The organism is Lysobacter sp. Soil_N_23 (assembly GCF_057656135.1).
The window spans coordinates 38300-63798 of record NZ_JBDGKY010000003.1 but is presented as its reverse complement, the minus strand read 5'-3'; the positions used below and the strand labels follow the sequence as shown (position 1 = coordinate 63798).

The window sequence follows — 25499 nt, the reverse complement described above, 5'->3', positions numbered from 1 at the left end:
CCATGCGGGCGGATCCTTCCGCCCGCATGGAGCTTACTGCTTGATGCTGACCAACTGCTTCAGCACGCCATCCAGGCCACCGAACACCGTCAGCTTGTCGACCTTCTCGGTCACCTTCTCCAGCGCTTCGAGCTCCTTCAGGCGCATCAGCACCGGGCTCTCCTCGATCAGGCGCGCGGTGTTGAGCAGGGAACGCGTGGCGTTCGCCTCCTCGCGACGACGGATCACGTTGGCCTGGGCCGACTTTTCCGCCTGCACGACCGAGTTGAGGATGTCCTTCATCTCGCCCGGCAGGATCACGTCCTTGACGCCGACACCGAGCACCTCGACACCGAGCTCGCCGACCTGGCCGCGCACGTAGCCGAAGATGTCGGCGTCGAGCGAGGCCTTGTCGCCGAGCAGTTCGTCCAGCGTCTTGGCCGAAATCGCCTTGCGCAGGCCGTACTGCAGCTCGCGGTACACGTAGTCGCCGTACTTGGCCACCTTGGTACGCGCGGCCACCGGATCGGTGACGCGGACGCTGGCGGCGAGGTTCACGCGCAGGCTGACCTTGTCGCGGGTCAGCAACTCCTGGCCCGACACTTCCAGCGACTGCACGCGCAGCTCGATGGTCTCGACGCCGACGTTCTTCTGGAAGTTCCAGAAGGCGTAGGCACCGGCGCCCAGCGTGCGCTGCAGACGGCCGTCGACGAACACCAGGCCGGCCGACTCTTCCGGCACGACCAGCGACACCGCGACGCGCTCGAGCGAGCCGAGCTGACGCAGGCGCCTGGCGACGCCGGCATCGACCTGCAGGCTTTCGTCGATCGACACTGCCTGCACTTCGATCGCGACCAGGCCCTTCCAGTACAGCTTGCGGCTGCCCGGTGCGAGCACGTCCTCGAGCTTGCCGTTCTTCAGCACCAGGCCGACCTCGTTCATGCCGAGGTTGGCCAGGACGAAGTGCGCCGACAGCCTGTCGCCGAGCGCTGCGACCAGCACGTCGGTGTCATTGCCGCCGTACTCGCTGCGGGCGATGTTGTGCACGTTGACCTCGACCCGCGCTAACGGGTCGAACCAGCGGTACACGCCCGGCGTGAGCACGCCTTCAAACTGACGGTTGCGATACACCAGGCCGCGCTCGCCGTCTCCGATCACGACCCTCTTGGTCCAGAACATGGGTGTCTCTCCTTGTTGGCTCTGGTGGTCCGATCCGCTTTGATGGCACGCGCGATGGATCGGTTCTCGCGGCGTCATGGAACAAGTTGGAAGCGCCCCTTGACGCCGATGCCGCGAAGCCCGCGCGCTGTCCACGGGGTGGTCGCAGGTCGCGCATGCAGCACGCTGCACGGTGTGACCGGCGACTGGCCCGTCTCGAGGACGTGGGCCCGGCGACACCACCGCTGCGGCGTTCGTTGCACGCCGCGCACGTGGCGCGACGCCTGGCGGAACACCGCACGGGGCGTTTCCTGGTTGGGCTTGCGCCCGGTGTGAACGACGTAACAGGTCGTTTTGGAGCGGGATTCGAACCCGCGACTCTCAGCTCCCTAAGCTGATGCTCTACCCATCTGAGCTATCCAGTGGTGGACGAACCGGAATCGAACCGGTGGCCAACGGCATGGCGCCGCTACTCTCCCTCTGAGCTACCGTCCGCTCGAAGCGCCGTCTCCTGGTTCCCGGCATACGCCACGGCACAGCCGCGCGCACCGGACGGGTGCGACCTTCAAGCCGCGAACCCGTACCGCTGGAAATCCATTCGTCGACGCTTCGCATTGCCGCCTGTCGCCAGGCGCCAATTCATTGGCAATGCATCCCCACCACCCGTGCCGAAGCATCCCGGCACAGCGCTGTTGCGCCTGAGCAGTGTTCCCTTCCTCGGACCAGCATGTCCGGATGCTTCGGGACGCGATGCACCGCGTTAACCGTGTCTCCTTTCGCTTGAACCACTTTGCGAACGGCAAAAAAAACGCCCCCGGGTGCTGGAACCCGAGGGCGTTCGCTTGCCTCGGGAGATCGGGGTGACCGATCTCCCATGTGTCAGGAGGTCAGTCGATGGGACCGGTTTCGTCGCCAATTCGCGGCGACAGCGCGAGCGCGCACAGGCCGTGGCCGTATGGCCGCAGCGCGTGACGCTTTGCAATGTCGAAATTGGATTTCATGACGAGGCGATGATCGGAAGAACGCTCGCAGGGAGCGAAGGGCGCGCACGTTACGCCGGTGATTGAATGAATGCAATACCGCTGGTCGGGGAAGACGAGCGGTCATGCCGCGAGCGGCGTCATCACCCAATCACCGTCATCCCGGCGAACGCCGGGATGACGGTGAGGGTAGTGAAGCACCGCGGGCCTGGTCCGTACCTGCGCCGTGAAGACGGGCCTACTTCAACAACGGCCCCAGCTGCGTCCACACATGATCGCGAAGCTTCGGCTGTGCGCTCGCCACCGGATGCAGGTTGTCGGCCTGGAACGCATTGCGGTCCAGTGCGATCGGTTCCAGCAGGAACGGCAGCAGCGACACGTCGTACTGCTTCGCCAGCGAACTGTAGTTGTCGGCGAAACCCTGCGTGTACTCGCGACCGAGGTTTGGCGGCATGCGCATGCCGATCAGCAGCACCTTGGCACCGGCGTCCTTCGATGCTCGCACCATGCGCTCAAGGTTCGCGCGCGACTGCGCAAGCGGCAGGCCGCGCAGGCCGTCATTGGCGCCCAGCTCGATCACCACCACCGCCGGCCTGGTGCGTTTGATCTCGCTGCCGATGCGGGCCGCACCGCCTGCCGTGGTCTCGCCGCTGATGCTGGCATTGACGACGCGCCAGCCCGGTCGATCCTTGGCGACGCGGTCGGCGGTCAGCGCCACCCAACCCTGCGATGCGGCCAGGCCATAGCCGGCCGAGAGTGAATCGCCCATGACCAGCACCGTGCGCGCCGGTGCCGCCGCGGGCGTGGCGCGCGCGGTCGACTGTGCCAATGCTGGCGTTGCGAGGGCGAGCGCCAGCATGAGGGCGACACCCCATCCGATGGCACATTGAACGCGCCGCCGCGATGCCGCATATCCTTCGTTCATGGCAGCGAATGACTTGGTGAACATCGTGACCCGGGCTCCGGCTGAAAAAGTGATTTCCCCTTCAAGCATAGAGACGATCATGGCCGATTCAATGGAACTGCGCGCCACGCCACCGGCCACGACTTCGGCCACGCTTCAGGTCGAAGGCCTGGGCAAGCGCGTGATGCTGCCCTCGGGCGAGCTCGTCATCCTCGAGGACGTCGGCTTCGAGATCGCGCGGGGCGACACGGTGGCGATCGTGGGCGCCTCCGGTTCGGGCAAGAGCACGTTGTTGTCGCTGCTCGCCGGGCTCGATACCCCCAGCACGGGCCGCGTGGCGCTGGACGGTGAAGTGCTGTCGACGCTCGACGAGGACGGCCGTGCGCGCGTGCGCGGCGAGAAGGTCGGCTTCGTCTTCCAGAACTTCCAGCTGCTGCCGTCGCTGACCGCGATCGAGAACGTGATGCTGCCGCTGGAGCTGCGCGGCGATCGCGAAGTCGAGTCGGCCGCGCGCACGATCCTGGAAAAGGTCGGCCTGGCCCAGCGCCTGGGACACTACCCGCGACAGCTGTCCGGCGGCGAGCAGCAGCGCGTCGCACTGGCGCGCGCGTTCGTGACCCGTCCCGGCCTGCTGTTCGCCGACGAGCCCACCGGCAACCTCGATACCCATACCGGCCAGGCGATCATCGAGCTGCTGTTCGAGCTCAATGCCGATGCCGGCACCACGCTGGTGCTGGTGACCCACGACGAACACCTGGCCTCGCGCTGCAGCCGCATGCTGCGCCTCGACAGCGGCCGCCTGGTGGCGTCATGAGACAGATCGGGCTGGCCTGGCGGCAACTGCGCCGCGACCTCGCCGCCGGCGATGTCCGCATCCTGATCGCCGCGCTCGTGCTGGCGGTGCTGGCGGTGACCGCGGTGGGCTTCGTCACCGACCGCGCAGAACGCGCGTTGGCCATCGAAGCCAACCGGCTGCTCGGCGGCGACGCCGTGGTGCGCGCCGACACGCCGATCACCGGCGTCGTGCGCGAGGCGGCCAACGACCCGCAGCTGCAGCAGACCCAGACGCAGGAGCTGCAGACGATGATCCGCGTCGGCGAGCGTCTGCAGCTCGGCGACCTGCGCGGTCTCGGAGAGGGCTTTCCCCTGCGTGGCAGCTTCCGCATCGCCGACGCCAGTGGCGTCGAACGCGATGCCGGCGCGGTGCCCGCCAAGGGCACCATCTGGATGAGCCGAGCCGGCGCCGACACGCTCGGTGCCCGCCTCGGCGACGAGATCGCCATTGGCGATGCGCAATTCAGGCTGGCTGCGCTGGTGATGCAGGAGCCCGACGCCGCGCTGGATTACTTCAACGTCGCGCCCAAGGTGTTCCTCAATCTGGCTGACGTGCCGTCGACCGGTTTGGTGCAGGAAGGCAGCCGCATCCGCTACCGGCTTGTCATCGCCGGTCCTGCCGCGGCGGTCGAGCGTTTCGTCGCGCGCGCGCGCCCGGCACTCGGTCGCGGCCAGCGCCTGGAGACCATCGCCGATGCGCGCCCGGAGATTCGTTCCGCGCTCGATCGCGCCGGTCGCTTCCTCGGCCTGGCCGCGCTGGTATCGGTGGTGCTGGCGGCGGTCGCGGTGGCGATGGCGGCGCGGCGGCATAGCGAGCGTCACCTGTCCGGCACCGCGGTGATGCGTTGCCTGGGCGCCAGCCAGCGCACGCTGGTCGTGATCCAGGTCGGCGAGCTGGTGATGCTGGGCCTGATCGCCAGCACGGTCGGCGTGCTGCTCGCCTTCGGTCTGCAATGGCTGATCGGTGGCTGGCTCGAGCAGGCGCTGAAGCTGTCGATTCCGCCCGCGGGCCTGCTGCCGGCGTTGCAGGGCTACGGTGTCGGCCTGATCGTGCTGCTCGCCTTCGGTGCACCGCCGGTGCTGGCGCTGCGCCGGGTGCCGGCATTGCGCGTGCTGCGGCGCGACCTCGACCCGACCGAGCCGAGTGCGTGGCTGGTGACCATTGCCGGATTCGCCGGCCTCGCCGCATTGCTGTGGTGGAAGGCAGGTTCTGCAGCGCTGGGGCTGTCGATGCTGCTCGGCATCGCGGCGACGCTGGTCGTGCTCGCGCTGCTGGCGTGGTTGATGATCCTGGTCGTTCGCCGCGTGCGCTCGCGCCTGCGTGGAAGCCTGCGTTACGGGTTGGCCAATGTCAGCCGGCGTGCCGGCGCCAGTATCGCCCAGGTGTCGGCGCTGGGACTGGGGTTGATGGCCCTGCTGCTGCTGACCTTCGTCCGCACCGATCTGCTCGACCGCTGGCAGGTGGCGCTGTCGGCCGATGCGCCCAATCGTTTCATCATCAACGTCCAGGACGACCAGGTCGCCGATGTGCGCGCCTTCATCGCCCGGCAGGGTATCGCCGAACCTGCGCTGTACCCGATGATCCGCGGCCGCCTCGTCTCGCACAACGGCAAGGCCGTCACCGGCGCCGACTACGAGGCGCAGGGCGAACGCGCGCAGCGCCTGGCCGAGCGCGAGTTCAACCTCTCGGTCACCGATCACCTGCGCGAGGACAACCGCATCACCTCCGGCACCTTCTGGGGCCAGCGCAAGCCGGCCAAGCCGGAAGTGTCGGTCGAGGAGGACTTCGCAGAGAGATTGGGCTGGAAGATCGGCGACCGCATCGCCTTCGACATCGCCGGACAACCGTTCGAAGGGACGATCACCAGCCTGCGCAGCGTCGACTGGGAAAGCTTCCGGCCGAACTTCTTCGTCGTCGCCTCGCCCGGTTCGCTCGATGGATTCCCGGCCAGCCACATCACCGCCGTGAGCGTGCCGCCGGCGCGCACGCGCTTCACCGCCGATCTGGTCGGGCGTTTCCCGAACCTGTCGGTGATCGACATCGATGCCGTGCTCAAGCAGGTGCGCAGCACCGCCGACCAGGTGTCGACGGTGGTCGAGGTGGTGTTCGTGTTCTCGCTGGCCGCAGGCCTGCTGGTGCTGATGGCCGCGGTCAGCGCCAGCCAGGACGAGCGTTTGCTGGAAGGCGGCGTGATGCGCGCCATCGGTGGCAGTCGCCGCCAGCTGCGCCTGGCGCAGGCGTCGGAGTTCGCCGCGATCGGGTTGCTGTCAGGCCTGACAGCCGCGATCGCCGCATCGGTGCTCGCCGGCGTGATCGCCACGCGCGTGTTCGACCTGCCGTGGAAGACCGACTGGCGCCTGGCCGCGGCCGCCGCCGCCGCGGGCGTGCTGGCGGCCTTGCTGGCGGGCATGTTCGCGACACGGCGCGTGCTCGACGCGCCGCCGTCGGTGACACTGCGGGAGTTGCAGGACTGAGTGGCGCTCGCTTACTGGAGCATGCCTACTGGAACACCGGTTGCGCCTTGGCGCCGAACCGACGCGGATAGCCACGTTCGCTGGCAACGCGATCGACCTCGTCGGTGGGAAGATCGGGGGCCCCGTACACCGCGTAGGCGATCTCGCCGTCACGCATGCCGATCTGGTGCAGCCGGTAGCGCGGTTGCCCCGCGCCGGTGTTCTCGGGGTAATGCAGGGGCGGCTCGGCGCCGTCCAGATCCAGCTCGCTGTTGTCGACCAGCCCGCCAACGAAGAGCGCGCGCATCTCATTCTCCTTGCCTGAATCTGCAGCCATGGTGCCGCGCAAGGCGTTGATTCGGCATGAAGCTCGGGTGTGATGGCCGTAGCTCGGTGCGCGGCCGCGTAGAATTGCGACATGACATTTGCAAAAACTCACATGGGTGCCCGACATGCGCGCTGAAGGCGACGACGCGGCCCTGCAAGCGCTGCTGCTCCCGTTCGTGGACGGCGTACTGACCTGGCCGGCCACCGGCGGCGCGCTGTTCCTGCGCGCACGTGACGGCTGGCCGCTGCACCAGCGCCCGCTGCCCGGCCTGGTCTGCGAGCAGAGCTTCAAGCCCGAGGCCGAGGCACTCGAGCGCTCCGGGCTCACCTTGGTCGGGGCCAGCGACGAGGGCCGCTATGCGCTCGTGCTGGTGCTGCCGCCACGGCAGCGGGACGAGGCGCGGGCGTTGTTCGCGCGCGCCGTGGCGCAATGCGCCCCCGGCGGTCGCGTGGTGGCCTGCCTGGGCAACAACGAAGGTGCAAAATCGGGAGAAACCGACCTTGCGCGCATCGCCGGCCCGGTTGGAACCCTCTCCAAGCACAAATGCCGCGTGTTCTGGACGGCGCCGCTGGACGGCCCGGCCGATCCGGAGCTGGCGCGGCAATGGCTGCAGGCAGACGCGCCGCGCGCGATCGCCGACGGCCGCTTCCTCAGCCGTCCCGGCCTGTTCGCCTGGGACCGCATCGATCCGGCCTCGCGCCTGCTGGTCGAGCAACTGCCGGTGACCCTGTCGGGCGAGGCCGCCGACCTGGGCGCCGGCTACGGCTACCTCGCCAGCGAACTGCTGGCGCGCTGCCCTGGCATCAGCGCGGTCGACCTGTATGAAGCCGAGGGGCGGGGGCTCGAGCTGGCCCGCGCCAATCTCGCGTCGGCGGCATCGCGCGCCGCGCTGGGATTCCATTGGCATGACGTCACCCGCGGCCTCGACAAGCAGTACGACGTGATCGTCAGCAATCCGCCATTCCACGCGCAGGGTCGCGCCGACCGCCCCGACATCGGTCGCGCCTTCATCTCGGCGGCGGCACAGGCGTTGCGCCCGCGTGGCCAGCTGTGGCTCGTCGCCAATCGCCATCTTCCCTACGAGGAGATGCTCGCCGTGCACTTCGGTGATGTGCGCACGGTGGCGCAGCGCGACGGTTTCAAGGTGATCGCCGCAGTGGCCACGCCGCACGCGGCGCCGGCCGCGCCCGTGGCTGCTGCCGGCAAGGCCAGGAGCAGGAGCAAGACCCGGGAAAGGAACTGGAAATGAAGCTGGTCAAGCTGATTGCCAATCTTGGATACGGCAGCCGCAAGGACGTCAGCGCAATGTTCCGCGAAGGGCGCATCACCGATCCGGCGGGCGAGGTGCTCTACGCCGACGACAAGGTCGGCCACGACGCCATCCGCATCGACGGCGAGCCGCTGGATCCGCCTGCCGACCTGACCCTGATGCTGCACAAGCCGATCGGCTACACCTGTTCGACCAAGGATCCAGGTCGCGTCATCTACGACCTGCTGCCGCCGCGGTTCCGCCTGCGCTCGCCGATCCTGTCGAGCGTCGGCCGGCTCGACCGCGACACTTCGGGAATGCTGCTGATGACCGACGACGGTGCGCTGCTGCACCGGATCGTGTCGCCCAAGGCCAGGCTGGCGAAGGTGTACGAGACCACGCTGGCGCAGGACCTGCGCGGTGACGAAGGTGCGTTGTTCGCCAGCGGCACGCTCGTGCTCGAATCCGAAGACACGCCGCTGGCGCCGGCGCAGCTGCAGGTCACCGACCCGCGCCATGCCGCGCTGACCCTGACCGAAGGGCGCTACCACCAGGTGCGGCGCATGTTCGCCGCGACCGGCAACCACGTCGAAGCGCTGCATCGCAGCCGCATCGGCGGACTCGCACTGGACGGGTTGCCGGCCGGGCAGTGGCGCCTGCTCGATGACGGTGACGTCGCCCGTCTTTTTGGAACGGCGGCATGAGCCTGCTGACGCCGGTGCAGTTCATCCCGGTCGCGGTCCTGTTCGACATGGACGGACTGATGATCGAGAGCGAGCGCGCCCTGCTGCAGTGCTGGCGCGAGACCGCGGACGAACTGGGACTGCAATTCGAAGACTCGCTGTGGCTGTCGTTCGTCGGCCAGTCCGACCGCGCCTGCCACGAGCTGCTGCGCACGCGCCTGGACGAAGACCAGCTGCAGGCCTTGCTGCAGGGATGCCGCACGCGCTACGACGCCCATGTCGAAGCAGGTTTGCCGCTCAAGCCCGGCTTGCTCGAACTGCTGGAGCTGCTGGCGATGCGTGGCATCCCGCGTGCCGTGGTCACCTCGACCCGACGCGAGCGCGCAATGCAGAAGCTGGAACTGTGCGGCCTGCTGCCGCACTTCGTCACGGTCGTCACCGGCAGCGACGTGGTCCACTCCAAACCGGCGCCGGACATCTACCTGCTGGCGGCGGAGCGACTGGGCGTCGCGCCGGAGCATTGCGTAGTGCTGGAAGACTCGGTGCCGGGCGTGCGCGCCGCGCTGGCCGCGGGGATGACGCCGATCCAGGTGCCCGACCTGGTGGTGCCGGATGCGACGGCGCGCGCGCTCGGGCATCGCATTGTCGATTCGCTGATGCATGCGCGCACGCTGATCGAGCCGGCATTGCGCTGACCATCACGTCGTCCCGGCGAACGCCGGGACCCAGGCCCGCACACCTTCAGCCCCATCACCGTCGTCCCGGCGAACGCCGGGACCCGGGCCCGCACACCTTCAGCTCCCTCACCGTCGTCCCGGCGAAAGCCGGGACCCAGGCCCGCACGCCTTCAGCTCCATCACCGTCGTCCCGGCGAAAGCCGGGACCCATTTTGACTTTGCCTCCGCACCTCCGCGAGCCAGGAGCCAACGTCCCTGGATCCCCGCCTTCGCGGGGATGACGAGCAAGGTGGGTCCCGGCTTTCGCCGGGACGACGGTGAGGGGACTGACGGGATACGGGCCTGGATCCCGGCTTTCGCCGGGATGACGGTGTCGGGTGGATGACAGCGTCGGGTGAAAGATGGTTGCGTACGGGGAACCCTACGGCTCCAGCAACCGCCGCCAGCCCTCGATCCCCAGCTTCTCCAGCGTCGCGATATTGCGCTCCACGATCACCTCCGGATCCGGGAACGCCGCCACCGCGCGCTCGACGCTGGCCTCGCGCAGGAGGTGCAACATCGGGTAGGGCGACCGGTTGCTGCAGTTGCCCACATCGTCGAACTCAGTACCCGCGAACTGGTACTGCGGATGGAAGCTCGCGACCTGGATGTGCCCTTCCAGCCCCAGGAACGCGATCACCGAATCGACCTGATCGAGGAAGTCGTTGTACTCGAGGAAATCGCCGAGCACCTGCGGATGGATCAACAGCGTCGTGTCGGTCTGCTCCGGGTCGGTCGCGGCCAGCAGCGCCAGTTCGGAGGCGAGCTCCTCGCGCAGCGCTTCGGGCGTGGTCGCCTCGCTCAGCACGAACCGCACCTGCTGCCTGACGTACACCGCCTTGGCGAACGGGCACAGGTTCAGCCCGATCACCGCGCGCTCCAGCCAGCGCCGCGTCGCGGCGATCGCGTCGTGGTCTTCGCCGCTCATCGCCGCCTCAGTCGCGGAAGTTGTCGAACTGCAGCGGCCGCTCGTACTCGGCGGCCTTGAGCAGGGCGATCGCCGCCTGCAGGTCGTCGCGCTTCTTGCCATTGACGCGCAGCTTGTCGCCGTTGATCTGGCTGTCGACCTTGATCTTGGCATCCTTGAGGGCGCCCTGGATCTTCTTGGCCAATTCGCGCTCGATGCCCTGCTTGACGGTGATCTTCTGCCGCGCGCCAGCCAGGTTGGTCTCGACGTCGCCGAACTCCAGACAGCGCGCATCGATGCCGCGCGCGATCAGGCGCGCACGCAGGATGTCGTTCATCTGCTTGAGCTGGAAGTCGCTGGGGGCCGACTGGCTGATCACCTGATCGTCCAGCTCGAACTTGGCATCGACGCCCTTGAAGTCGAAGCGCGTGCCAAGCTCGCGATTGGCCTGGTCGACGGCATTGGTCAACTCGTGGGTGTCGACTTCGGAAACGACGTCAAAAGAAGGCATGGCCGGCTCCAGCAAAAGGCAAATTCGGGGGCGCAAAGCGTAGCGCAGCCGGCGCCGCCGCGCAGCCACGGCACGCTGCGTTGCGCAGCCCATGCGCTGCGTGACACCTGCCGCGGCTAGACTGGCGACCTCCCTCATGCCCTCGAGAAGCCTGGAAGCGCCATGCTGAAGACGCCCGCCTACGCCGTGCCCGATGCCCGTTCGCCGCTCGCCCCATTCACCATCGAGCGCCGCGAACCCGGTCCGACCGAGGTGCTGATCGAGATCCTCTACTGCGGCGTCTGCCACTCCGACATCCACCAGGCCCGCGACGAGTGGGGCGGTTCGAGTTTCCCGATGGTGCCCGGGCACGAGATCGTCGGCCGGGTCGCCCGCGTCGGCGCGCAGGTGGGCAAGTTCACGGTCGGCGACAACGTCGGCGTGGGCGTGTTCGTCGACTCGTGCCGCAGCTGCGCCAATTGCAAGGCAGGCGAGGAGCAGTTCTGCGAGCAGGGCATGAGCGGTACCTACAACAGCTTCGAGCGCGACCCGCACGACCACCACTTCGACAAGACGCGGCCGACCTATGGCGGCTACTCCACGCGCATCACGGTCGACGAGGCCTATGTGCTGCGGATCCCGCAGTCGATCCCGCTCGATCGCGCCGCACCGCTCCTGTGCGCCGGCATCACCACCTGGTCGCCGCTCAAGCACTTCGGCGTCAAGGCAGGCGACAAGGTGGCCGTGGTCGGCCTGGGCGGACTGGGACACATGGGCGTCAAGCTGGCGGTGGCCCTGGGTGCGGAGGTCACGGTCCTGAGCACGTCGGAGTCCAAGCGCGCCGATGCCCTCGCGCTCGGTGCGAAGGATTTTGCCGCCACGCGCGACGGCACCGTCTTCAAGACACTCGCGCAGCAGTTCGACTACATCCTCGACACCGTCTCCGCCGCGCACGACTACAACGCCTACCTGGAGCTGCTCAAGCTCGACGGCACCATGGTCCTGCTCGGCATCCCCGATGCACCGCAGGCGGTATCGGCCGGAACGCTGATCCGCCGCCGCCGGCGCCTGGCCGGTTCGATGATCGGCGGCATCGCCGAAATTCAGGAGATGCTGGATTTCTGCGCCGAGCATGGCGTCGCCTCCGACATCGAGCTGATCGGCATCGAGCAGGTCAACGAAGCCTACGAGCGGATGCTCAAGGCCGACGTGCGCTACCGCTTCGTGATCGACATCGGCCGCTGGGCGTCGCAGGGCGGTTGATCGTGCACACCGGCCACAGCCCGCGCCAGAAGCATGCCCGCCAGACGCGCGCCATGCTGACCATGCTGGTCGCCGTGGCGCTGTTCGCGATGATGGATGCAGGCCTCAAGCAGTTGTCGGCGCACTACCCGCCGTTCCAGGTCGCCTCGCTGCGCGGCGCGGCTTCGCTGCCGCTGGTGCTGGTGTGGGCGCTGGCCACGGTCGGCGTGGCGCCGCTGATCCGGGTGCGCTGGTCGCTGCACCTGCTGCGCGGCGTTCTGGGCGTGGCGATGATGGCCGCCTTCGTCTACGCGGTGGCGCGGATGCCGCTGTCGACCACGTACTCGATCTTCTTCGTCGCGCCGCTGATCATCACCGCGATGTCGGTGCCGTTCCTGGGCGAGAAAGTCGGGCCGCGGCGCTGGACGGCGATTGCCGTCGGCCTGATCGGCGTGCTGGTGCTGCTGCGGCCCACCGGCGAGGGGCTGGTGAGCCTGGCCGCGCTGGCGGTGCTGGTGGCGGCGCTGATGTACTCGGTCAGCGCGATCACGGTGCGCATCCTCGCCCGCACCGACAGCACCCAGTCGATGATGGTCTGGCTGATGGCGATGATCGCCGTCGGCGCCGGCGTGCTGGCCTGGCCGCAGTGGGTGCCGATCCGCGGCGATGACCTGTGGCTGATCGCCGGGATCGGCGTGGCGGGCGCGCTTGGCCAGTACGCCATTACCGAGGCGTTCCGCATGGGCGAGGCGTCGCTGATCGCGCCGTTGGAGTACACCGCCCTGGTCTGGGGCGTGCTGCTCGATCTCACCCTGTGGGGCGTCCTGCCCGATGCGATCACCTGGCTCGGCGCCGGCATCATCATCGCCAGCGGCCTGTACCTGCTGCGCCGCGAGCGCGTGCACGCGGAAGCCGAACACCCCTGAACAAGTCGCATGTCGTCCCGAGCGCAGCGAGGGACCTGCTGGTTCAGCGCGGAAACTCCACCGCGGAAAACAGATCCCTCGCTACGCTCGGGATGACAAGGCCTTGACGCGGGATGACAAGACCTTGATCAGCGTCGTCTAGTTTTCGGTGCTGGCGTTGAGTGCCGCCGACAGCGCGGTATTGCCGCCTACCAGGTCGGCCCAGCGCACTTCATGGCCGTTGCGACGCCCCTTCTCGACCAGCTTGAGGCCATCGGCATCGATGGTCAGGGTATAGGGACGCTCTTCGATCTGGATTTCGCGACGCAGCGGTTTGTCGAGCTTGGTCGTCATGCGTGACTCCTGCCTTTAGGAAACACCGCGACCCTAACTGTGGGCGGTGATTGCGGTGTGAACGCCTGTGGACCCGCGCTATGGCGCCTGGCCGCGGGTGTCATCGGCGCGTGAAGAACAACGGGCCCGTTCGGGGCCCGTTGTCGTTGCTGCCGAACGTGTGCAGTAGAGCGCGGCGCTTAGAAGCGTGCGCCCACGCCGACGCCGAGCACGACCGGATTCAGCTCGGCCTTGCCGACCTTGGCACCGTCGACGGTCACGTCCGGCTGGCCGGTGGTGTCCTGCAGGTAGCGCACGTCGGCGCGCGCAAACCAGGTCGGGGTGATGTTGAGGTCGACGCCGGCGGTGGCCATCGCGCCCTTGGCGGTGTCCACGCCGATGCGCTGGCCGGCCAGCGCGCCGGTCGGCTCGGCCTTCTCGCCATCGACGTTGGCTTCGAAGTAACCCAGCCCGACGAACGGACGCACGGTGCTGGCGGACGTACCGAAATGGTACTGGCCGCTCACCGCGTACGGCTGGCTGTCGATGCTGGCGACCTTGCCGTTGGGCGTGCGCACGCGATTGCCGAACTTGTCCGCCGCGCCCCACGCCTCGACGGCGATGTTGTCGGTGGCGTACCAGCTGGCGCTTAGCGTGGCGGCGCCGTCACCGTCGACGTTGGTGCGGGTGCCGGCGATCTGCGGATTGCTGGTCGGTTCGGCCAGCGCGTAGCCGCCAACCACGGCGAAGCGCTTGCCGCTTGCATCGGTGGTGGCGTCCTGTGCGAAAGCGGCCGGGGCGATGGCGAGAGTGGCCACGACGGCCAGGGTCAAATGACGAAAATGCATCATGGAGAGGACTCCTCATTATTGAGAACGATCTGAGCCTTTGCGGGCTGCCTTGGGGGAAGGCGCGACTACCCTAGCCAGCGATGCATGAACCGTTCTTGCCCTGTGCACGCGCAGCGCGGAACTTTCACGGGAAGCGCGTGTTCACTGGCGTGCGCGCGTAAACACGCGGCGTATGAACTTGCGGTGACGACGCGTCGGCGATCGCCGATTCCTGCGCCATGCGAGCGACATGCGGCAGGGGACATCGCCGCGCGAAAGCTGCAAGATAGGGGCTCCAGCAATCACGGGGGTCGGCCGTGCGCAACTTGTCTTTGCCCGCCGTGCTCATCGCGCTGTCATTGCCGGTTGCGTGCGCACAGGCCGCAGACACGGACGTGGACATGTCCTGCAACATGGACAGTGACTACGACCTGACCATCGACGAGCGCAGCGTCATCCTCACCCGCGACAGCGGCGTGCCCAAGGCGATCGTGATGCGCCAGGGCAAGCTGTTCGTCGATGACCGCTGGGTAACCCTGAGCAGCGCCGATTCGCAGCGCATCGCCGATTTCGAGAAAGGGGCGAGGGCGGCGATGCCCGAAGCACAGGCGATCGGACGCGAGGCGGCCGATATCGCCTTCACCGTGCTGGGCGAAGTCTCGGCGGGTTTCAGCAGCGACCCCAAGGCGGCACAGGCCAAGGTCGAGCAGGCGCGCGCGAAGATCGACACCCACCTTGCGCGCTCGGTCACGGCCACGCGCTTCAACGGTGACGACCTCGGCGAAGGCATCGGCGAGGCGGTGGCCGAGGTGATCCCGAGCATGATCGGCGACATCGTCAGCGGTGCCCTGGGCGCGGCTTTCAGCGGCGATGCCAGTCGCCTCAAGCGACTGGAGAACCTGGACGCGCAGATCGAGGCACGCGTCGAGCCACGGGCCAAGGCGCTGGAGCTGCGCGCCGACGGCCTGTGCCGGCGCATGGTCGAACTCGACCGGATCGACGATGCCCTGGAGTTCCGGTTGGCCAACGGACAACCGCTGAACCTGATGGAGGCCCACCGGCAGCCGCGACCCGACAAGGAGGATGCCAACCCCGAAAGGGATGCCGCGGTCGAGGCGGCCCAGGCCCGGGCGCGTTGACCTGGCAGCGTTGCAGGTCGATACCGTGACGTATGTCGGCTGCTGTTGGCGCAGTCGCCGGCAGGACGCACAATAGGGTTTTCGCGTACTGCCGGACCCCCACACATGGCTGACCTCAAAGAAGCGCGCGTTCCCGACATCGGGGACTACGACGGCGTGCCCGTGATCGAACTGCTGGTTGCCGTCGGCGACACAGTGAAAGTGGACCAGGGACTGGTCACGCTGGAGTCCGACAAGGCGACGCTGGAAGTCCCCGCGCCCTTTGCCGGTGTCGTGCGCGAGCTCAAGGTCAAGATCGGCGACGAACTGTCCGAGGGCAGCGTTGTTGCACTGATCGAACCGTCCGAGGCGAGTGCGGCCGCTGCCGCACCGGCCGAGCTGGCCAAACCCGCCGAGCCGCCGCGCGCCGAACCGGCCGCGCCGTCGCAGCAGGTCAAGACCGCCGAGACCGGCGCCAGGGTCGAACCGGTCGTCGTGCCGGCGCAGGCCGATCGCATCGCCCAGGCATCGATCGACGCGCAGCGCCCGGACACCGACCCCGAAGCGATGCCGCCAAGGACGCCGCCGGTGACCTTCGGTGCCGACGAACTGATGCCCGACAAGGTTCCCTATGCCAGCCCGGCGGTGCGCCTGTATGCACGCGAGCTCGGTGTCGACCTGTCGCATGTCGCCGGCAGCGAGCGCGGTGGACGCATCAGCAAGGACGACGTGTCGAAGTTCGTGAAGGGCGTGATGGCGGGCGGCGCCGCACCAGCGGCAGCCGGGGCGCCGGTCGCGCTGGGCGGCGGCCTCAACCTGCTGCCCTGGCCGAAGATCGATTTCAGCAAGTTCGGCGAGACCGAGACCAAGCCGCTGTCGCGCATCCAGAAGCTGTCGGGTGCGAACCTGTCGCGCAACTGGGCGATGATCCCGCACGTCACCCAGCACGACGACGCCGACATCACCGACCTGGAAGAGCTGCGCGTCGAGCTCAACAAGGAAAATGAAAAGAGCGGCATCAAGCTGACCATGCTCGCCTTCCTGATGAAGGCCTCGGTCTCGGCGATGCAGAAGTACCCGGCCTTCAACGCCTCGCTCGATGCGAGCGGCGAGAACCTGGTGCTGAAGAAGTACTTCCACATCGGTTTCGCCGCCGACACGCCCAACGGCCTGGTCGTGCCGGTCGTGCGCGATGTCGACAAGAAGGGCGTGATCCAGATCGCCCAGGAAACCTCCGAGCTGGCCAGAAAGGCCCGCGACGGCAAGCTCGGCCCGGCCGACATGAGCGGCGGCTGCTTCTCGATCAGTTCGCTCGGTGGCATCGGCGGCACCAAGTTCACCCCGATCGTCAACGCCCCGGAAGTGGCCATCCTCGGTGTTTCGAAGTCGGCGATCCGGCCGGTCTGGGACGGCAAGCAGTTCGCGCCGCGCCTGATCCTGCCGCTGTCGCTGAGCTACGACCACCGCGTCATCGACGGAGCCCTGGCTGCGCGCTTCACCGCACACCTGGCGCAGCTGCTGGCCGACATGCGGCGCGTGCTCTTGTGAGGCCGCGCGCGCTGTACCTGATGGCGAGCCTGCTGGCCGTACAGGCAGCGGCAAGTGCGCACGCCGACGACGTGTGCAACCTCGACCTCGGCCGTGGCTGGCCGCCGGCGACCGAGAACTACGGCTCGGCGGTCGAGGGCCTGTTCGCCGCCGGTGCCAAGCCGACGCTGAGCATGACCCGCCTGCCGGCGCGCAGCGTCGAGAGCGGCGTGCAGCTGTTCGCCGGCGCAGGCGATGGCGACTGGATGCTGCGCTACAGCCAGGCCGATGAACGCATCCAGGTATGGAGTGACGGCAAGCGCGAATTGCGCGTGGGCCAGCAGCCCGACGTGCAGCAGGTGCCGATGCCTGCCGCGCTGGCGCGACGCATGGTCGCCGACTGGCAGCGTGCGCTGAGCACGCAGGTGCCGGCGGACCGCGCCGCGCAGTTCCACGACAACGAAGTGCTGCTCTTCGTCGTCGACGACCTGCGCGTCAGCGGCCTGCAGCCCGGCTGCGGGCCTGCCGGCCAGCTCATGGAACAGGTCGGCCTGCTGATCGAGGCCACCGACGACAGCGACGAAAAGCGCATCAAGCGCTGGCGCAAGCTCGAAGAGAAGCTTGACGAACTGGAACAATCGCTCGCCGGCGCCACCGGTTGAGCGCAGGAGAACTGCATGGCGACCATTGAAGTCAAGGTGCCGGACATCGGCGATTACGACGGCGTGCCGGTGATCGAGTTGCTGGTCGCGGTCGGCGATACGGTGAAGAAGGACCAGGGCCTGGTCACGCTGGAATCGGACAAGGCGACGATGGAAGTGCCGTCGTCGGCCGATGGCGTGGTCAAGGAGATCAAGGTCAAGATCGGCGACAAGGTTGCCGAGGGCGCGGTGATCGCGATCCTCGAAAGCGCTGGCGCCGCCGACGCAAAAGCACCTCTCCCGCCTGCGGGAGAGGTCGCCGCGCGCAGCGCGGCGGGTGAGGGCAAGGCCGATGCGTCTGCCGCGCCCGCGCCCTCACCCCAGCCCTCTCCCGCAAGCGGGAGAGGGAGCGAAGCGCCGAAGGCGGCCGCCGCCAGCGGCCGCAAGGCCGACATCGAATGCCGCATGGTCGTGCTCGGTTCCGGCCCCGGCGGTTACACCGCCGCGTTCCGCGCTGCCGATCTGGGCCTCGACACGGTGCTGATCGAGCGCTACCCCTCGCTCGGTGGCGTCTGCCTCAATGTCGGCTGCATCCCGTCGAAGGCGCTGCTGCATGCCGCCGCGCTGATCGAGGAGGCCGCGCATTCGGCCGACATCGGCATCGACTTCGGCAAGCCGAAGATCGACATCGACAAGCTGCGCGACTTCAAGCAGAACAAGGTCGTCACGCAGTTCACCAAGGGCCTGGCCGGCATGGCCAAGCAGCGCAAGGTGCGCACGGTGCAGGGCTACGGCAAGTTCGTTTCGGCGAACCAGCTGGAGATCACCGGCGACGACGGCAAGACCCAGCTGCTGCGCTTCGAGCAGTGCATCATCGCCGCCGGCTCGCAGGCGGTGAAGCTGCCGAACTTCCCGTGGGACGACCCGCGCGTGATGGATTCCACCGACGCGCTGGAACTGGTCGACGTGCCCAGGAAACTGCTGGTGGTTGGTGGCGGCATCATCGGCCTGGAAATGGCCACGGTGTACAAGGCGCTCGGCAGCGAAGTGACCGTGGTCGAGTTCATGGAACAGCTGATGCCGGGTACCGACAAGGACCTGGTCAGGCCGCTCGCCGATCGCCTGAAGAAGCAGGGCGTGGCCGTGCACCTCAAGGCCAAGGCGACCACCGTCGAAGCGTCCAAGCAGGGCATCACCGTCTCGTTCGAAGGCGATGCCGCGCCGGCGGCGATGACGTTCGACCGCGTGCTGGTTGCGGTCGGTCGCTCGCCCAACGGCGGCAAGATCGACGCCGACAAGGCCGGTGTGCAGGTCACCGACCGCGGTTTCATCCCGGTCGACCGGCAGATGCGCACCAACGTCCCGCACATCTTCGCCATCGGCGACCTCGTCGGCCAGCCGATGCTGGCGCACAAGGCCACGCACGAAGGCAAGCTGGCGGCCGAAGTGGCCGCCGGCGAGAAGCGCGAGTGGGTGGCGCGGGTGGTTCCTTCGGTGGCCTACACCGATCCGGAAATCGCCTGGGTCGGCGTGACCGAGACCGAAGCCAAGGCCAAGGGCCTGGAGATTGGCGTTGGCAAGTTTCCGTGGGCTGCTTCGGCGCGCGCGGTCGGCATCGGTCGCAGCGAAGGCTTCACCAAGCTGATCTTCGACGAGAAGACCCATCGCATCATCGGCGGGGGCATCGTCGGCGTGCATGCCGGCGACCTGATCACCGAAGTGGCACTGGCGATCGAGATGGGCGCCGAAGCGTCCGACATCGGCCACACGATCCACCCGCACCCGACCTTGAGCGAATCGGTCGGCATGGCGGCGGAAGTGTACGAAGGCACGATCACCGATCTGTATATCCCGAAGAAGAAGTAACGATCGGGCGCAACGCACGGCGTGATGGCGTGAACGTCCACTCACCGTCGTCCCGGCGAAAGCCGGGACCCATTTGCCCTTGATGTCGCTCGAAAGTCGCTGGGTTCCCGCCTTCGCGGGAATGACGGCGCGATGTTGCCCGTGCCCGTCATCTGCCCGTACACCGTCATCCCCGCGAAGGCGGGGATCCATGGACGTTGCCCCTATGCCGTCATCCCCGCGAAGGCGGGGACCCAGTGGCGTTGGCTCTTTGCCTCGCCGGCAAGGTCAAAATGGATCCCGGCCTCGCCGGGATGACGGTGAGGGCCGGGCGACGGTGAGGGCAGGACGACGGGCCCGGACAAGGCGAAGCCCCGGTAGGGAGACCGGGGCTTCGGAGTGCCCGCCGTAGCTTGCTTTGACGAGGAGTAGAGACTGGGCGGGCGATCGGTAGATGGGACCGGCGGAATCGGGAAAGGTTCCGCCGAAGCTGTGCCGCCTGAGCCGGCTCGCAACCTGACTGCGGCCTCAGACGCTCATGGCCGCGGCGGCCCCGTGCCGATCACGGCTCCGGCGCTGCTCGATCCGCTTCCAGATCTTCTCGTGGAAGTGGAAAGCCACCGTGTTGCAGGCCGGCTCGACCAGGGCGAGGGCGCCGCCGACCCAGACGCTGCCCGTCATCAGATAGCCAACCATGAATGCGACCGTGAAGTGGACCGCGGCGAAGCTCAGGGTCTTGGTCATGACACACCCGCTATATGAGAATGATTATCGATTCTGCATGCTGCCGGCGCGGAGTCAAATTCAAAGTTGCACTCGCTTCGATAGGTTAGCGCTATCATCTGCTGGAGGTCCCGCAGCCCTTACCTTTCAGGTAATTGAGCGTGCACACCGGTGCCGGCACGCTGGCCACCATGAAGCCCCCAGGCGCCTTCCGCAGGGCCCTGAACGGGCCGTACGCCCCCACAAACATGACTGGCGGCGGTTGCCGGGAACGCCGGCGACCTCTATACTTTTGCGGCTCTACCGGGCGCTTTGCGCCTGCCCCAGACCGACGAGTCCCGCGTGCACGATCCATTGTCCGCAGGTCGCCGGCTGGCGTCGCGCGCGACTGCCTGGCAGGCCGGCGCGGCAGCGCTGGTCGCGCTGGCCTTCCTCCCCTTCGGGGCGCCTTCGGCGCTGGCGGCGGCGGTCGGCGGTGGCGCGATCGTCGCGGGCAGTGTCGTAGCGGCCCTGATGGCCCTCGGAGGCGGTATACAGCCGGCCGGGATGGCGGTGGGGCGGCTGCTGGCCGGGGTGATGTTGAAGTGGGTGGTGGTGTTTGCAGTATTAACGCTCGGCCTGGCCGGGTTCAAGCTGCCGCCGTTGCCAATGCTGGTGGGAGTGCTTGCGGGAACGCTGGCATTCGTCCTGGCCAACCTTTTGAAACGATAGGTGTCTTTTCGTGAGTGAACAGACCGGTTCGGGCGGCCTGAACGAATACATCCAGCACCACCTCCAGCAGAACTCGGTCGAGTTCTTCGGCGGTGCGTTCCATATCGACACCTGGGCGGTGTCGTTGGTGCTGGGCCTGATCTTCATTACCTGGTTTGGCTACTTCGCGCGCAAGGCCACCTCGGGCGTGCCGGGCAAGGGCCAGGCCTTCGTCGAGCTGATCCTGGAGTTCATCGACGGACAGGTGAAGGACAGCTTCCACGGCGACCGCCGTTCGCTGACCCCGCTGGCGCTGACCATCTTCATGTGGGTCGTGATGATGAACTGCATGGACCTGCTGCCGCTCGACGCGCCGTACACGGCGATCAAGCTGGCCGCCGGCGCCGATGTCGCCCACGGCACCTATTTCCGTTGGGTCCCGACCGCGGACCTCAACACCACGCTCGCCATGTCGGTCGTCGTGTTCTTCCTGATCCTGTGGCATTCGGTGAAGGCCAAGGGCGGCTTCGGCTTCGGCAAGGAGTTGCTGACCGCGCCGTTCCACGCGCACGGCACCGGCACCAAGATCGCGCTGGCACCGGCCAACCTCGGCCTCAACGTCATCGAGTACCTGGTCAAGCCGGTCAGCCTGGCCATGCGACTGTTCGGCAACATGTACGGCGGCGAGCTGGTGTTCATGCTCATCGCCGGCCTGCTCGGCGGCAGCCTGCTGATGTTCGTGCCGGGCGTGCTGTTCAACGCTGCCTGGGCGCTGTTCCACATCCTGATCGTGCTGCTGCAGGCCTTCATCTTCATGATCCTCACCGTCGTCTACATCGCCGGCGCGTACGAGAGTCACTAAGTCGTTTCCGTTTTCGCTTCACCCTTCCGCGCTTTATCTATCCAACCAAAACGTTTCAGTAGGAGAAAACCATGGAATTCATCGCCAGTGTGCAGGGCCTGACCGCTATCGCGATCGGCATGATGGTCGGCCTCGGCGCTATCGGCGCTTGCCTCGGCATCGCGCTGATGGGCTCGAAGTTCCTTGAGTCGGCTGCCCGTCAGCCGGAGCTGGTGCCGATGCTGCAGGGCCGCATGTTCCTGCTGGCCGGCCTGATCGACGCGGCGTTCATCATCGCGCTGGCCGTCGGCCTGCTGTTCGCCTTCGGCAACCCGCTGCTGGGCGAAGTGAAGAATGCTGCTGCTGCCGCCACCGCCGGCGCCGCGCATTAATCAGTTCCTAGTTGTAGAAGCACCGGAGCCGTCCGCACTGCGGACGGCTCTCCCGGGCATCACCGCCCGCAGCGTCCTATCGGAGCTGTCATGAATCTCAACATGACCTTCTTCGGCCAGATGATCACGTTCGCGATCCTCATCTGGTTCACGATGAAGTTCATTTGGCCGCCCCTCAACAAGGCGATCGAAGAACGTCAACACAAGATTGCCGAGGGTCTGGCCGCTGCAGAGCAGAGCCAGAAGAACCTCGCGCAGGCACAGCAGAGCGTCGACGCCGAGCTGCGCACCGCCCGGACCAAGGCCAACGAGATCATCGAGCAGGCGCATCAGCGCGCCAATCAGATCATCGACCAGGCCAAGAACGACGCGATCGCAGAAGCCACCCGCCAGAAGGCAGTGGCCGACGCCGAGATCGCAGCAAGCGCCAATCGCGCCCGTGAGGAGCTGCGCAAGCAGGTCTCCACGCTGGCCGTGACCGGTGCCGAGAAGCTGCTCAAGCGCGAAATCGATGCCAACGCCCACAAGGCGCTGCTCGACGAGCTGGCCGCAGAAATCTGAGCTGAGCGATGACCCAGGCACTGACCCTCGCCCGTCCGTACGCCCGTGCCGCCTTCGCGCTGTCGCGTGAAAGCGGCCGCACTGCCGCATGGTCGCAGGCGCTCGCGTTCGCCGCCCGTGTGGCGGCCGATCCGCAGGCGCAGGCGCTGCTCGGCCATCCGCTGATCAACCCGGTCGACGCCGTCGGCCTGTTGGCGATGGACGGTGCCGAGGACAGCTTCACCCGCTTCCTCGGCCTGCTCGCCGACAACCGCCGCCTCGCCCTGCTGCCGGAAATCACCGGCCTGTTCGAGGAACTGCGCGCCGATGCCGAGCGCGTGGTCAAGGCCAAGGTCACTGCCGCCAGCGAGCTGCCGGCCGCCGAGCTCGACGCCATCAAGGCCGCGCTGGTCAAGCGCTTCGGCCGCAACGTCGAGATCGAGACCGCGGTCGATGCATCGCTGATCGGCGGCGCCGTGATCGACGCCGGCGAAGTGGTCATCGACGGCTCGCTCAAGGGCAAGCTCGCGCGCCTGCAGTCCACGCTGGCGCAATAAACGAATTCATCTGCCCGCTTTCAATTTGCATTTTCCGGGTAAAACCGGATCAAGGGACCTAAACCCATGGCTACCACCCAGCTCAACCCGTCCGAAATCAGTGAACTGATCAAGACCCGCATCGAGAAGGTCAAGCTGACCGCCGAAGCGCGCAACGAAGGCACCGTCACCTCGGTGGCCGACGGCATCGTGCGCATCTACGGTCTGGCCGACGTGATGCAGGGCGAAATGATCGAGTTGCCGAACGAGACCTTCGCACTCGCGCTGAACCTGGAGCGCGACTCGGTCGGCGCCGTGGTCCTGGGCGACTACGAGCACCTGCGCGAGGGCGACGTGGCCAAGACCACCGGCCGCATCCTCGAAGTGCCGGTCGGTCCGGAACTGCTCGGCCGCGTCGTCAACGCGCTGGGCGAGCCGATCGACGGCAAGGGCCCGATCGCCGCTTCGCTGACCGCTCCGGTCGAGCGCGTCGCCCCGGGCGTGATCTGGCGCAAGTCGGTCGACCAGCCGGTGCAGACCGGTTACAAGACCGTCGACGCGATGATCCCGATCGGCCGTGGCCAGCGCGAGCTGATCATCGGCGATCGCCAGACCGGCAAGACCGCCCTGGCGATCGACGCGATCATCAACCAGAAGGGCACCGGCATCAAGTGCGTGTACGTGGCGATCGGCCAGAAGGCCTCGTCCGTCGCCAACGTCGTGCGCAAGCTCGAAGAGAATGGCGCCATGGCGCACACGATCGTCGTGGCCGCCACCGCCTCCGAGTCGGCCGCGATGCAGTACATCAGCGCCTACTCCGGCTGCACCATGGGCGAGTACTTCCTCGACCGCGGCGAAGATGCGCTGATCGTCTACGACGACCTGTCCAAGCAGGCCGTGGCCTACCGCCAGATCTCGCTGCTGCTCAAGCGCCCGCCGGGTCGCGAAGCCTATCCAGGCGACGTGTTCTACCTGCACAGCCGCCTGCTCGAGCGCGCAGCCCGCGTCTCGGAGGAGTACGTCGAGAAGTTCACCGAAGGCAAGGTCACCGGCAAGACCGGTTCGCTGACCGCGCTGCCGATCATCGAGACCCAGGCCGGCGACGTCTCGGCGTTCGTTCCGACCAACGTGATCTCGATCACCGACGGCCAGATCTTCCTCGAGACCGACCTGTTCAACGCCGGCATCCGCCCGGCCGTGAACGCCGGCATCTCGGTGTCGCGCGTGGGTGGTGCGGCCCAGACCAAGATCGTCAAGAAGCTGTCGGGCGGCATCCGCATTGCGCTTGCCCAGTACCGCGAGTTGGCTGCGTTCGCGCAGTTCGCCTCCGACCTGGACGAAGCCACCCGCAAGCAACTCGAGCGCGGCCAGCGCGTCACCGAGCTGATGAAGCAGAAGCAGTACGCGCCGATGTCGATCGCGCTGCAGTCGCTGTCGATCTACGCCGTCAACGAGGGCTACATCGACGACGTGCCGGTCGGCAAGATCCTGGCGTTCGAAGAGGGCCTGCACGCCCACTTCGTCAACACCCAGGGCGAGCTGGTCAACAAGATCAACGCGACCGGCAACTGGAACGACGAGATCGAGGCGACCTTCAAGCAGGGTATCGCCGAGTTCAAGCAGACGGGTTCCTGGTAAGGCGAGAAGCGGGAACAGGGAACAGGGAACAGGGAACGAAACGTAGTCACGGCTGACTTACAGTCGCCTGGGTCTCACGTTCCCCATTCCCCACTCCCGCTTCTTATTCCCGCACTTCAGCAACAAACACAGCGAGCGATACATGGCAGGCGGCCGCGAAATCAAAACCAAGATCAAGAGCGTGCAGAACACCCGCAAGGTGACGCGCGCGCTCGAAATGGTCTCGGCATCCAAGATCCGCAAGGCGCAGGACCGGATGAAGGTCTCGCGTCCGTATGCGCGCGTGATGAAGCAGGTGATCGGTCACCTGGCCCAGGCCAACTCCGACTACCAGCATCCCTACCTGGTCGAGCGCCAGGACGTGAAGCGCGTGGGCTACATCATCGTGTCCTCGGACCGTGGCCTGGCCGGTGGCCTCAACAACAACCTGTTCCGCAAGCTGCTGGGCGAGTTCCGCAAGTGGCAGGAGCAGGGCGTCGAGATCGACGTGGTCACCATCGGCCAGAAGGCCTCGGTGTTCTTCCGTCGCATCAACGTCAACATGGTCGGTTCGGTCACCCACCTGGGCGACCAGCCCAAGCTCGAGCAGCTGGTCGGCGTGATCAAGGTCATGCTGGACGGCTACAGCAGCGGCAACGTCGACCGCGTCTTCATCTGCTACAACGACTTCGTCAACACGATGACCCAGCGCGCGGCGTTCGACCAGCTGCTGCCGCTGCCCGAGTCGGAGACGAAGGTCGCGCACCACGACTGGGATTACATCTACGAGCCCGACGCGGCCAGCGTGCTTGAGCACGTGCTGACCCGCTACGTCGAGTCGCTGGTGTACCAGGCGGTGCTGGAGAACGTCGCTTCCGAGCATGCCGCGCGCATGGTCGCGATGAAGGCCGCCTCCGACAACGCCACCAAGCTGATCGGCACGCTGAACCTGGTCTACAACAAGGCCCGCCAGGCGGCGATCACCCAGGAAATCTCGGAAATCGTCAGCGGCGCCGCCGCGGTCTGACCGCGCCGGC

At 67.1% G+C, this 25499-nt stretch carries 25 protein-coding genes, 2 tRNA genes and 1 pseudogene; 18 read left to right on the top strand and 10 right to left on the bottom strand.

Going from position 1 to position 25499, the window contains the following annotated elements; translation table 11 throughout:
• Positions 1 to 33: 33 nt before the first annotated feature.
• The 4 genes from AC3A3X_RS03560 to AC3A3X_RS03545 all read right to left on the bottom strand — a co-directional run bounded on the left by AC3A3X_RS03560 (position 34) and on the right by AC3A3X_RS03545 (position 2976).
• Positions 34 to 1158 (bottom strand): slipin family protein, encoded by a 1125-nt coding sequence (locus AC3A3X_RS03560; RefSeq protein WP_487581677.1) that lies wholly within the window; start codon positions 1156 to 1158, stop codon positions 34 to 36.
• A gap of 334 nt (positions 1159 to 1492) precedes the next feature.
• Positions 1493 to 1558, bottom strand: a tRNA-Pro gene (locus tag AC3A3X_RS03555).
• Between the two features lie 2 nt (positions 1559 to 1560).
• Positions 1561 to 1631 (bottom strand) — tRNA-Trp (locus AC3A3X_RS03550).
• Positions 1632 to 2355: 724 nt separating this feature from the next.
• On the bottom strand, positions 2356 to 2976 hold the full coding sequence (locus AC3A3X_RS03545; RefSeq protein WP_487581676.1) for an arylesterase: 621 nt from the start codon (positions 2974 to 2976) through the stop codon (positions 2356 to 2358).
• Between the two features lie 145 nt (positions 2977 to 3121).
• Here AC3A3X_RS03545 and AC3A3X_RS03540 point away from each other — a divergent pair, with 145 nt between their 5' ends.
• Both AC3A3X_RS03540 and AC3A3X_RS03535 read left to right on the top strand, forming a co-directional pair.
• Positions 3122 to 3835: an ABC transporter ATP-binding protein gene (locus AC3A3X_RS03540; RefSeq protein WP_487581675.1), complete on the top strand. Its 714-nt coding sequence runs from the start codon at positions 3122 to 3124 to the stop codon at positions 3833 to 3835.
• Positions 3832 to 6330: an ABC transporter permease gene (locus AC3A3X_RS03535; RefSeq protein ID WP_487581674.1), complete on the top strand. Its 2499-nt coding sequence runs from the start codon at positions 3832 to 3834 to the stop codon at positions 6328 to 6330. Before AC3A3X_RS03540 ends, AC3A3X_RS03535 begins: the two co-directional genes overlap by 4 nt.
• Before the next feature lie 25 nt (positions 6331 to 6355).
• Here AC3A3X_RS03535 and AC3A3X_RS03530 read toward each other — a convergent pair whose 3' ends face one another.
• Entirely contained in the window at positions 6356 to 6616 is a 261-nt protein-coding gene (locus tag AC3A3X_RS03530) for a hypothetical protein (RefSeq protein ID WP_487581673.1), read from the bottom strand.
• Between the two features lie 145 nt (positions 6617 to 6761).
• Here AC3A3X_RS03530 and AC3A3X_RS03525 point away from each other — a divergent pair, with 145 nt between their 5' ends.
• The 3 genes from AC3A3X_RS03525 to AC3A3X_RS03515 are packed head-to-tail and all read left to right on the top strand — an operon-like array spanning position 6762 to position 9264.
• The gene (locus tag AC3A3X_RS03525) at positions 6762 to 7886 is read left to right on the top strand and encodes a class I SAM-dependent methyltransferase (protein ID WP_487581672.1); all 1125 of its coding nucleotides are present in this window, start codon (positions 6762 to 6764) and stop codon (positions 7884 to 7886) included.
• Positions 7883 to 8590, top strand: a complete 708-nt coding sequence (locus AC3A3X_RS03520) for a pseudouridine synthase (protein ID WP_487581671.1) — start codon at positions 7883 to 7885, stop codon at positions 8588 to 8590. The genes AC3A3X_RS03525 and AC3A3X_RS03520 overlap by 4 nt, the downstream gene beginning before the upstream one ends.
• Complete coding sequence (locus AC3A3X_RS03515) at positions 8587 to 9264, top strand: HAD family hydrolase (protein WP_487581670.1); 678 nt, start codon at positions 8587 to 8589, stop codon at positions 9262 to 9264. Before AC3A3X_RS03520 ends, AC3A3X_RS03515 begins: the two co-directional genes overlap by 4 nt.
• A 403-nt stretch (positions 9265 to 9667) precedes the next feature.
• On the opposite strand, the gene AC3A3X_RS03510 is transcribed toward AC3A3X_RS03515, so the two are convergent.
• Positions 9668 to 10213, bottom strand: coding sequence for a DUF1415 domain-containing protein (locus AC3A3X_RS03510; protein WP_487581669.1), 546 nt, complete (start codon positions 10211 to 10213; stop codon positions 9668 to 9670).
• Positions 10214 to 10220: 7 nt separating this feature from the next.
• Positions 10221 to 10703 (bottom strand): YajQ family cyclic di-GMP-binding protein, encoded by a 483-nt coding sequence (locus tag AC3A3X_RS03505; RefSeq protein ID WP_487581668.1) that lies wholly within the window; start codon positions 10701 to 10703, stop codon positions 10221 to 10223.
• A 162-nt stretch (positions 10704 to 10865) separates the two neighbouring features.
• On the opposite strand from AC3A3X_RS03505, the gene AC3A3X_RS03500 reads away from it, so the two are divergent.
• Positions 10866 to 11945 (top strand): NAD(P)-dependent alcohol dehydrogenase, encoded by a 1080-nt coding sequence (locus tag AC3A3X_RS03500; protein ID WP_487581667.1) that lies wholly within the window; start codon positions 10866 to 10868, stop codon positions 11943 to 11945.
• Between the two features lie 62 nt (positions 11946 to 12007).
• Positions 12008 to 12850, top strand: a complete 843-nt coding sequence (locus AC3A3X_RS03495) for a DMT family transporter (protein ID WP_487581814.1) — start codon at positions 12008 to 12010, stop codon at positions 12848 to 12850.
• Between the two features lie 138 nt (positions 12851 to 12988).
• Here the strand turns inward: AC3A3X_RS03495 and AC3A3X_RS03490 are convergent, their stop codons facing one another.
• Both AC3A3X_RS03490 and AC3A3X_RS03485 read right to left on the bottom strand, forming a co-directional pair.
• Entirely contained in the window at positions 12989 to 13183 is a 195-nt protein-coding gene (locus AC3A3X_RS03490; RefSeq protein ID WP_158732399.1) for a hypothetical protein, read from the bottom strand.
• A 179-nt stretch (positions 13184 to 13362) separates the two neighbouring features.
• A complete protein-coding gene (locus AC3A3X_RS03485) occupies positions 13363 to 14013 on the bottom strand; it encodes an OmpW/AlkL family protein (RefSeq protein ID WP_487581666.1) in 651 nt (216 codons plus the stop codon).
• Between the two features lie 380 nt (positions 14014 to 14393).
• On the opposite strand from AC3A3X_RS03485, the gene AC3A3X_RS03480 reads away from it, so the two are divergent.
• From AC3A3X_RS03480 to lpdA, 4 genes and pseudogenes are all read left to right on the top strand, one after another.
• A complete protein-coding gene (locus AC3A3X_RS03480; RefSeq protein ID WP_487581665.1) occupies positions 14394 to 15131 on the top strand; it encodes a DUF2884 family protein in 738 nt (245 codons plus the stop codon).
• A 48-nt stretch (positions 15132 to 15179) separates the two neighbouring features.
• A pseudogene (locus tag AC3A3X_RS03475) lies at positions 15180 to 16658 on the top strand (dihydrolipoyllysine-residue acetyltransferase); the annotation flags it as partial.
• 20 nt (positions 16659 to 16678) lie between these two features.
• Positions 16679 to 17299, top strand: coding sequence for a hypothetical protein (locus AC3A3X_RS03470; RefSeq protein ID WP_487581664.1), 621 nt, complete (start codon positions 16679 to 16681; stop codon positions 17297 to 17299).
• A gap of 15 nt (positions 17300 to 17314) precedes the next feature.
• A complete protein-coding gene (gene lpdA, locus AC3A3X_RS03465) occupies positions 17315 to 19144 on the top strand; it encodes a dihydrolipoyl dehydrogenase (RefSeq protein ID WP_487581663.1) in 1830 nt (609 codons plus the stop codon).
• A gap of 507 nt (positions 19145 to 19651) precedes the next feature.
• Here the strand turns inward: lpdA and AC3A3X_RS03460 are convergent.
• Positions 19652 to 19867 (bottom strand): DUF2061 domain-containing protein, encoded by a 216-nt coding sequence (locus AC3A3X_RS03460; RefSeq protein ID WP_487581662.1) that lies wholly within the window; start codon positions 19865 to 19867, stop codon positions 19652 to 19654.
• Positions 19868 to 20188: 321 nt separating this feature from the next.
• On the opposite strand from AC3A3X_RS03460, the gene AC3A3X_RS03455 reads away from it, so the two are divergent.
• The 7 genes from AC3A3X_RS03455 (at position 20189) to atpG (ending at position 25489) form a co-directional block, all read left to right on the top strand.
• Positions 20189 to 20557 (top strand): hypothetical protein, encoded by a 369-nt coding sequence (locus tag AC3A3X_RS03455; RefSeq protein ID WP_233264781.1) that lies wholly within the window; start codon positions 20189 to 20191, stop codon positions 20555 to 20557.
• Positions 20558 to 20567: 10 nt separating this feature from the next.
• Positions 20568 to 21398, top strand: a complete 831-nt coding sequence (gene atpB / locus AC3A3X_RS03450) for a F0F1 ATP synthase subunit A (protein ID WP_487581661.1) — start codon at positions 20568 to 20570, stop codon at positions 21396 to 21398.
• Between the two features lie 71 nt (positions 21399 to 21469).
• Positions 21470 to 21769 (top strand): F0F1 ATP synthase subunit C, encoded by a 300-nt coding sequence (atpE, locus tag AC3A3X_RS03445; protein ID WP_487581660.1) that lies wholly within the window; start codon positions 21470 to 21472, stop codon positions 21767 to 21769.
• Between the two features lie 90 nt (positions 21770 to 21859).
• Positions 21860 to 22330, top strand: a complete 471-nt coding sequence (locus AC3A3X_RS03440) for a F0F1 ATP synthase subunit B (RefSeq protein WP_241917513.1) — start codon at positions 21860 to 21862, stop codon at positions 22328 to 22330.
• An 8-nt stretch (positions 22331 to 22338) separates the two neighbouring features.
• Positions 22339 to 22866 (top strand): F0F1 ATP synthase subunit delta, encoded by a 528-nt coding sequence (locus AC3A3X_RS03435; protein WP_487581659.1) that lies wholly within the window; start codon positions 22339 to 22341, stop codon positions 22864 to 22866.
• Positions 22867 to 22932: 66 nt separating this feature from the next.
• Positions 22933 to 24483, top strand: a complete 1551-nt coding sequence (atpA, locus tag AC3A3X_RS03430) for a F0F1 ATP synthase subunit alpha (RefSeq protein WP_487581658.1) — start codon at positions 22933 to 22935, stop codon at positions 24481 to 24483.
• Positions 24484 to 24625: 142 nt separating this feature from the next.
• Complete coding sequence (gene atpG / locus AC3A3X_RS03425) at positions 24626 to 25489, top strand: F0F1 ATP synthase subunit gamma (protein WP_487581657.1); 864 nt, start codon at positions 24626 to 24628, stop codon at positions 25487 to 25489.
• Positions 25490 to 25499 lie beyond the last annotated feature (10 nt).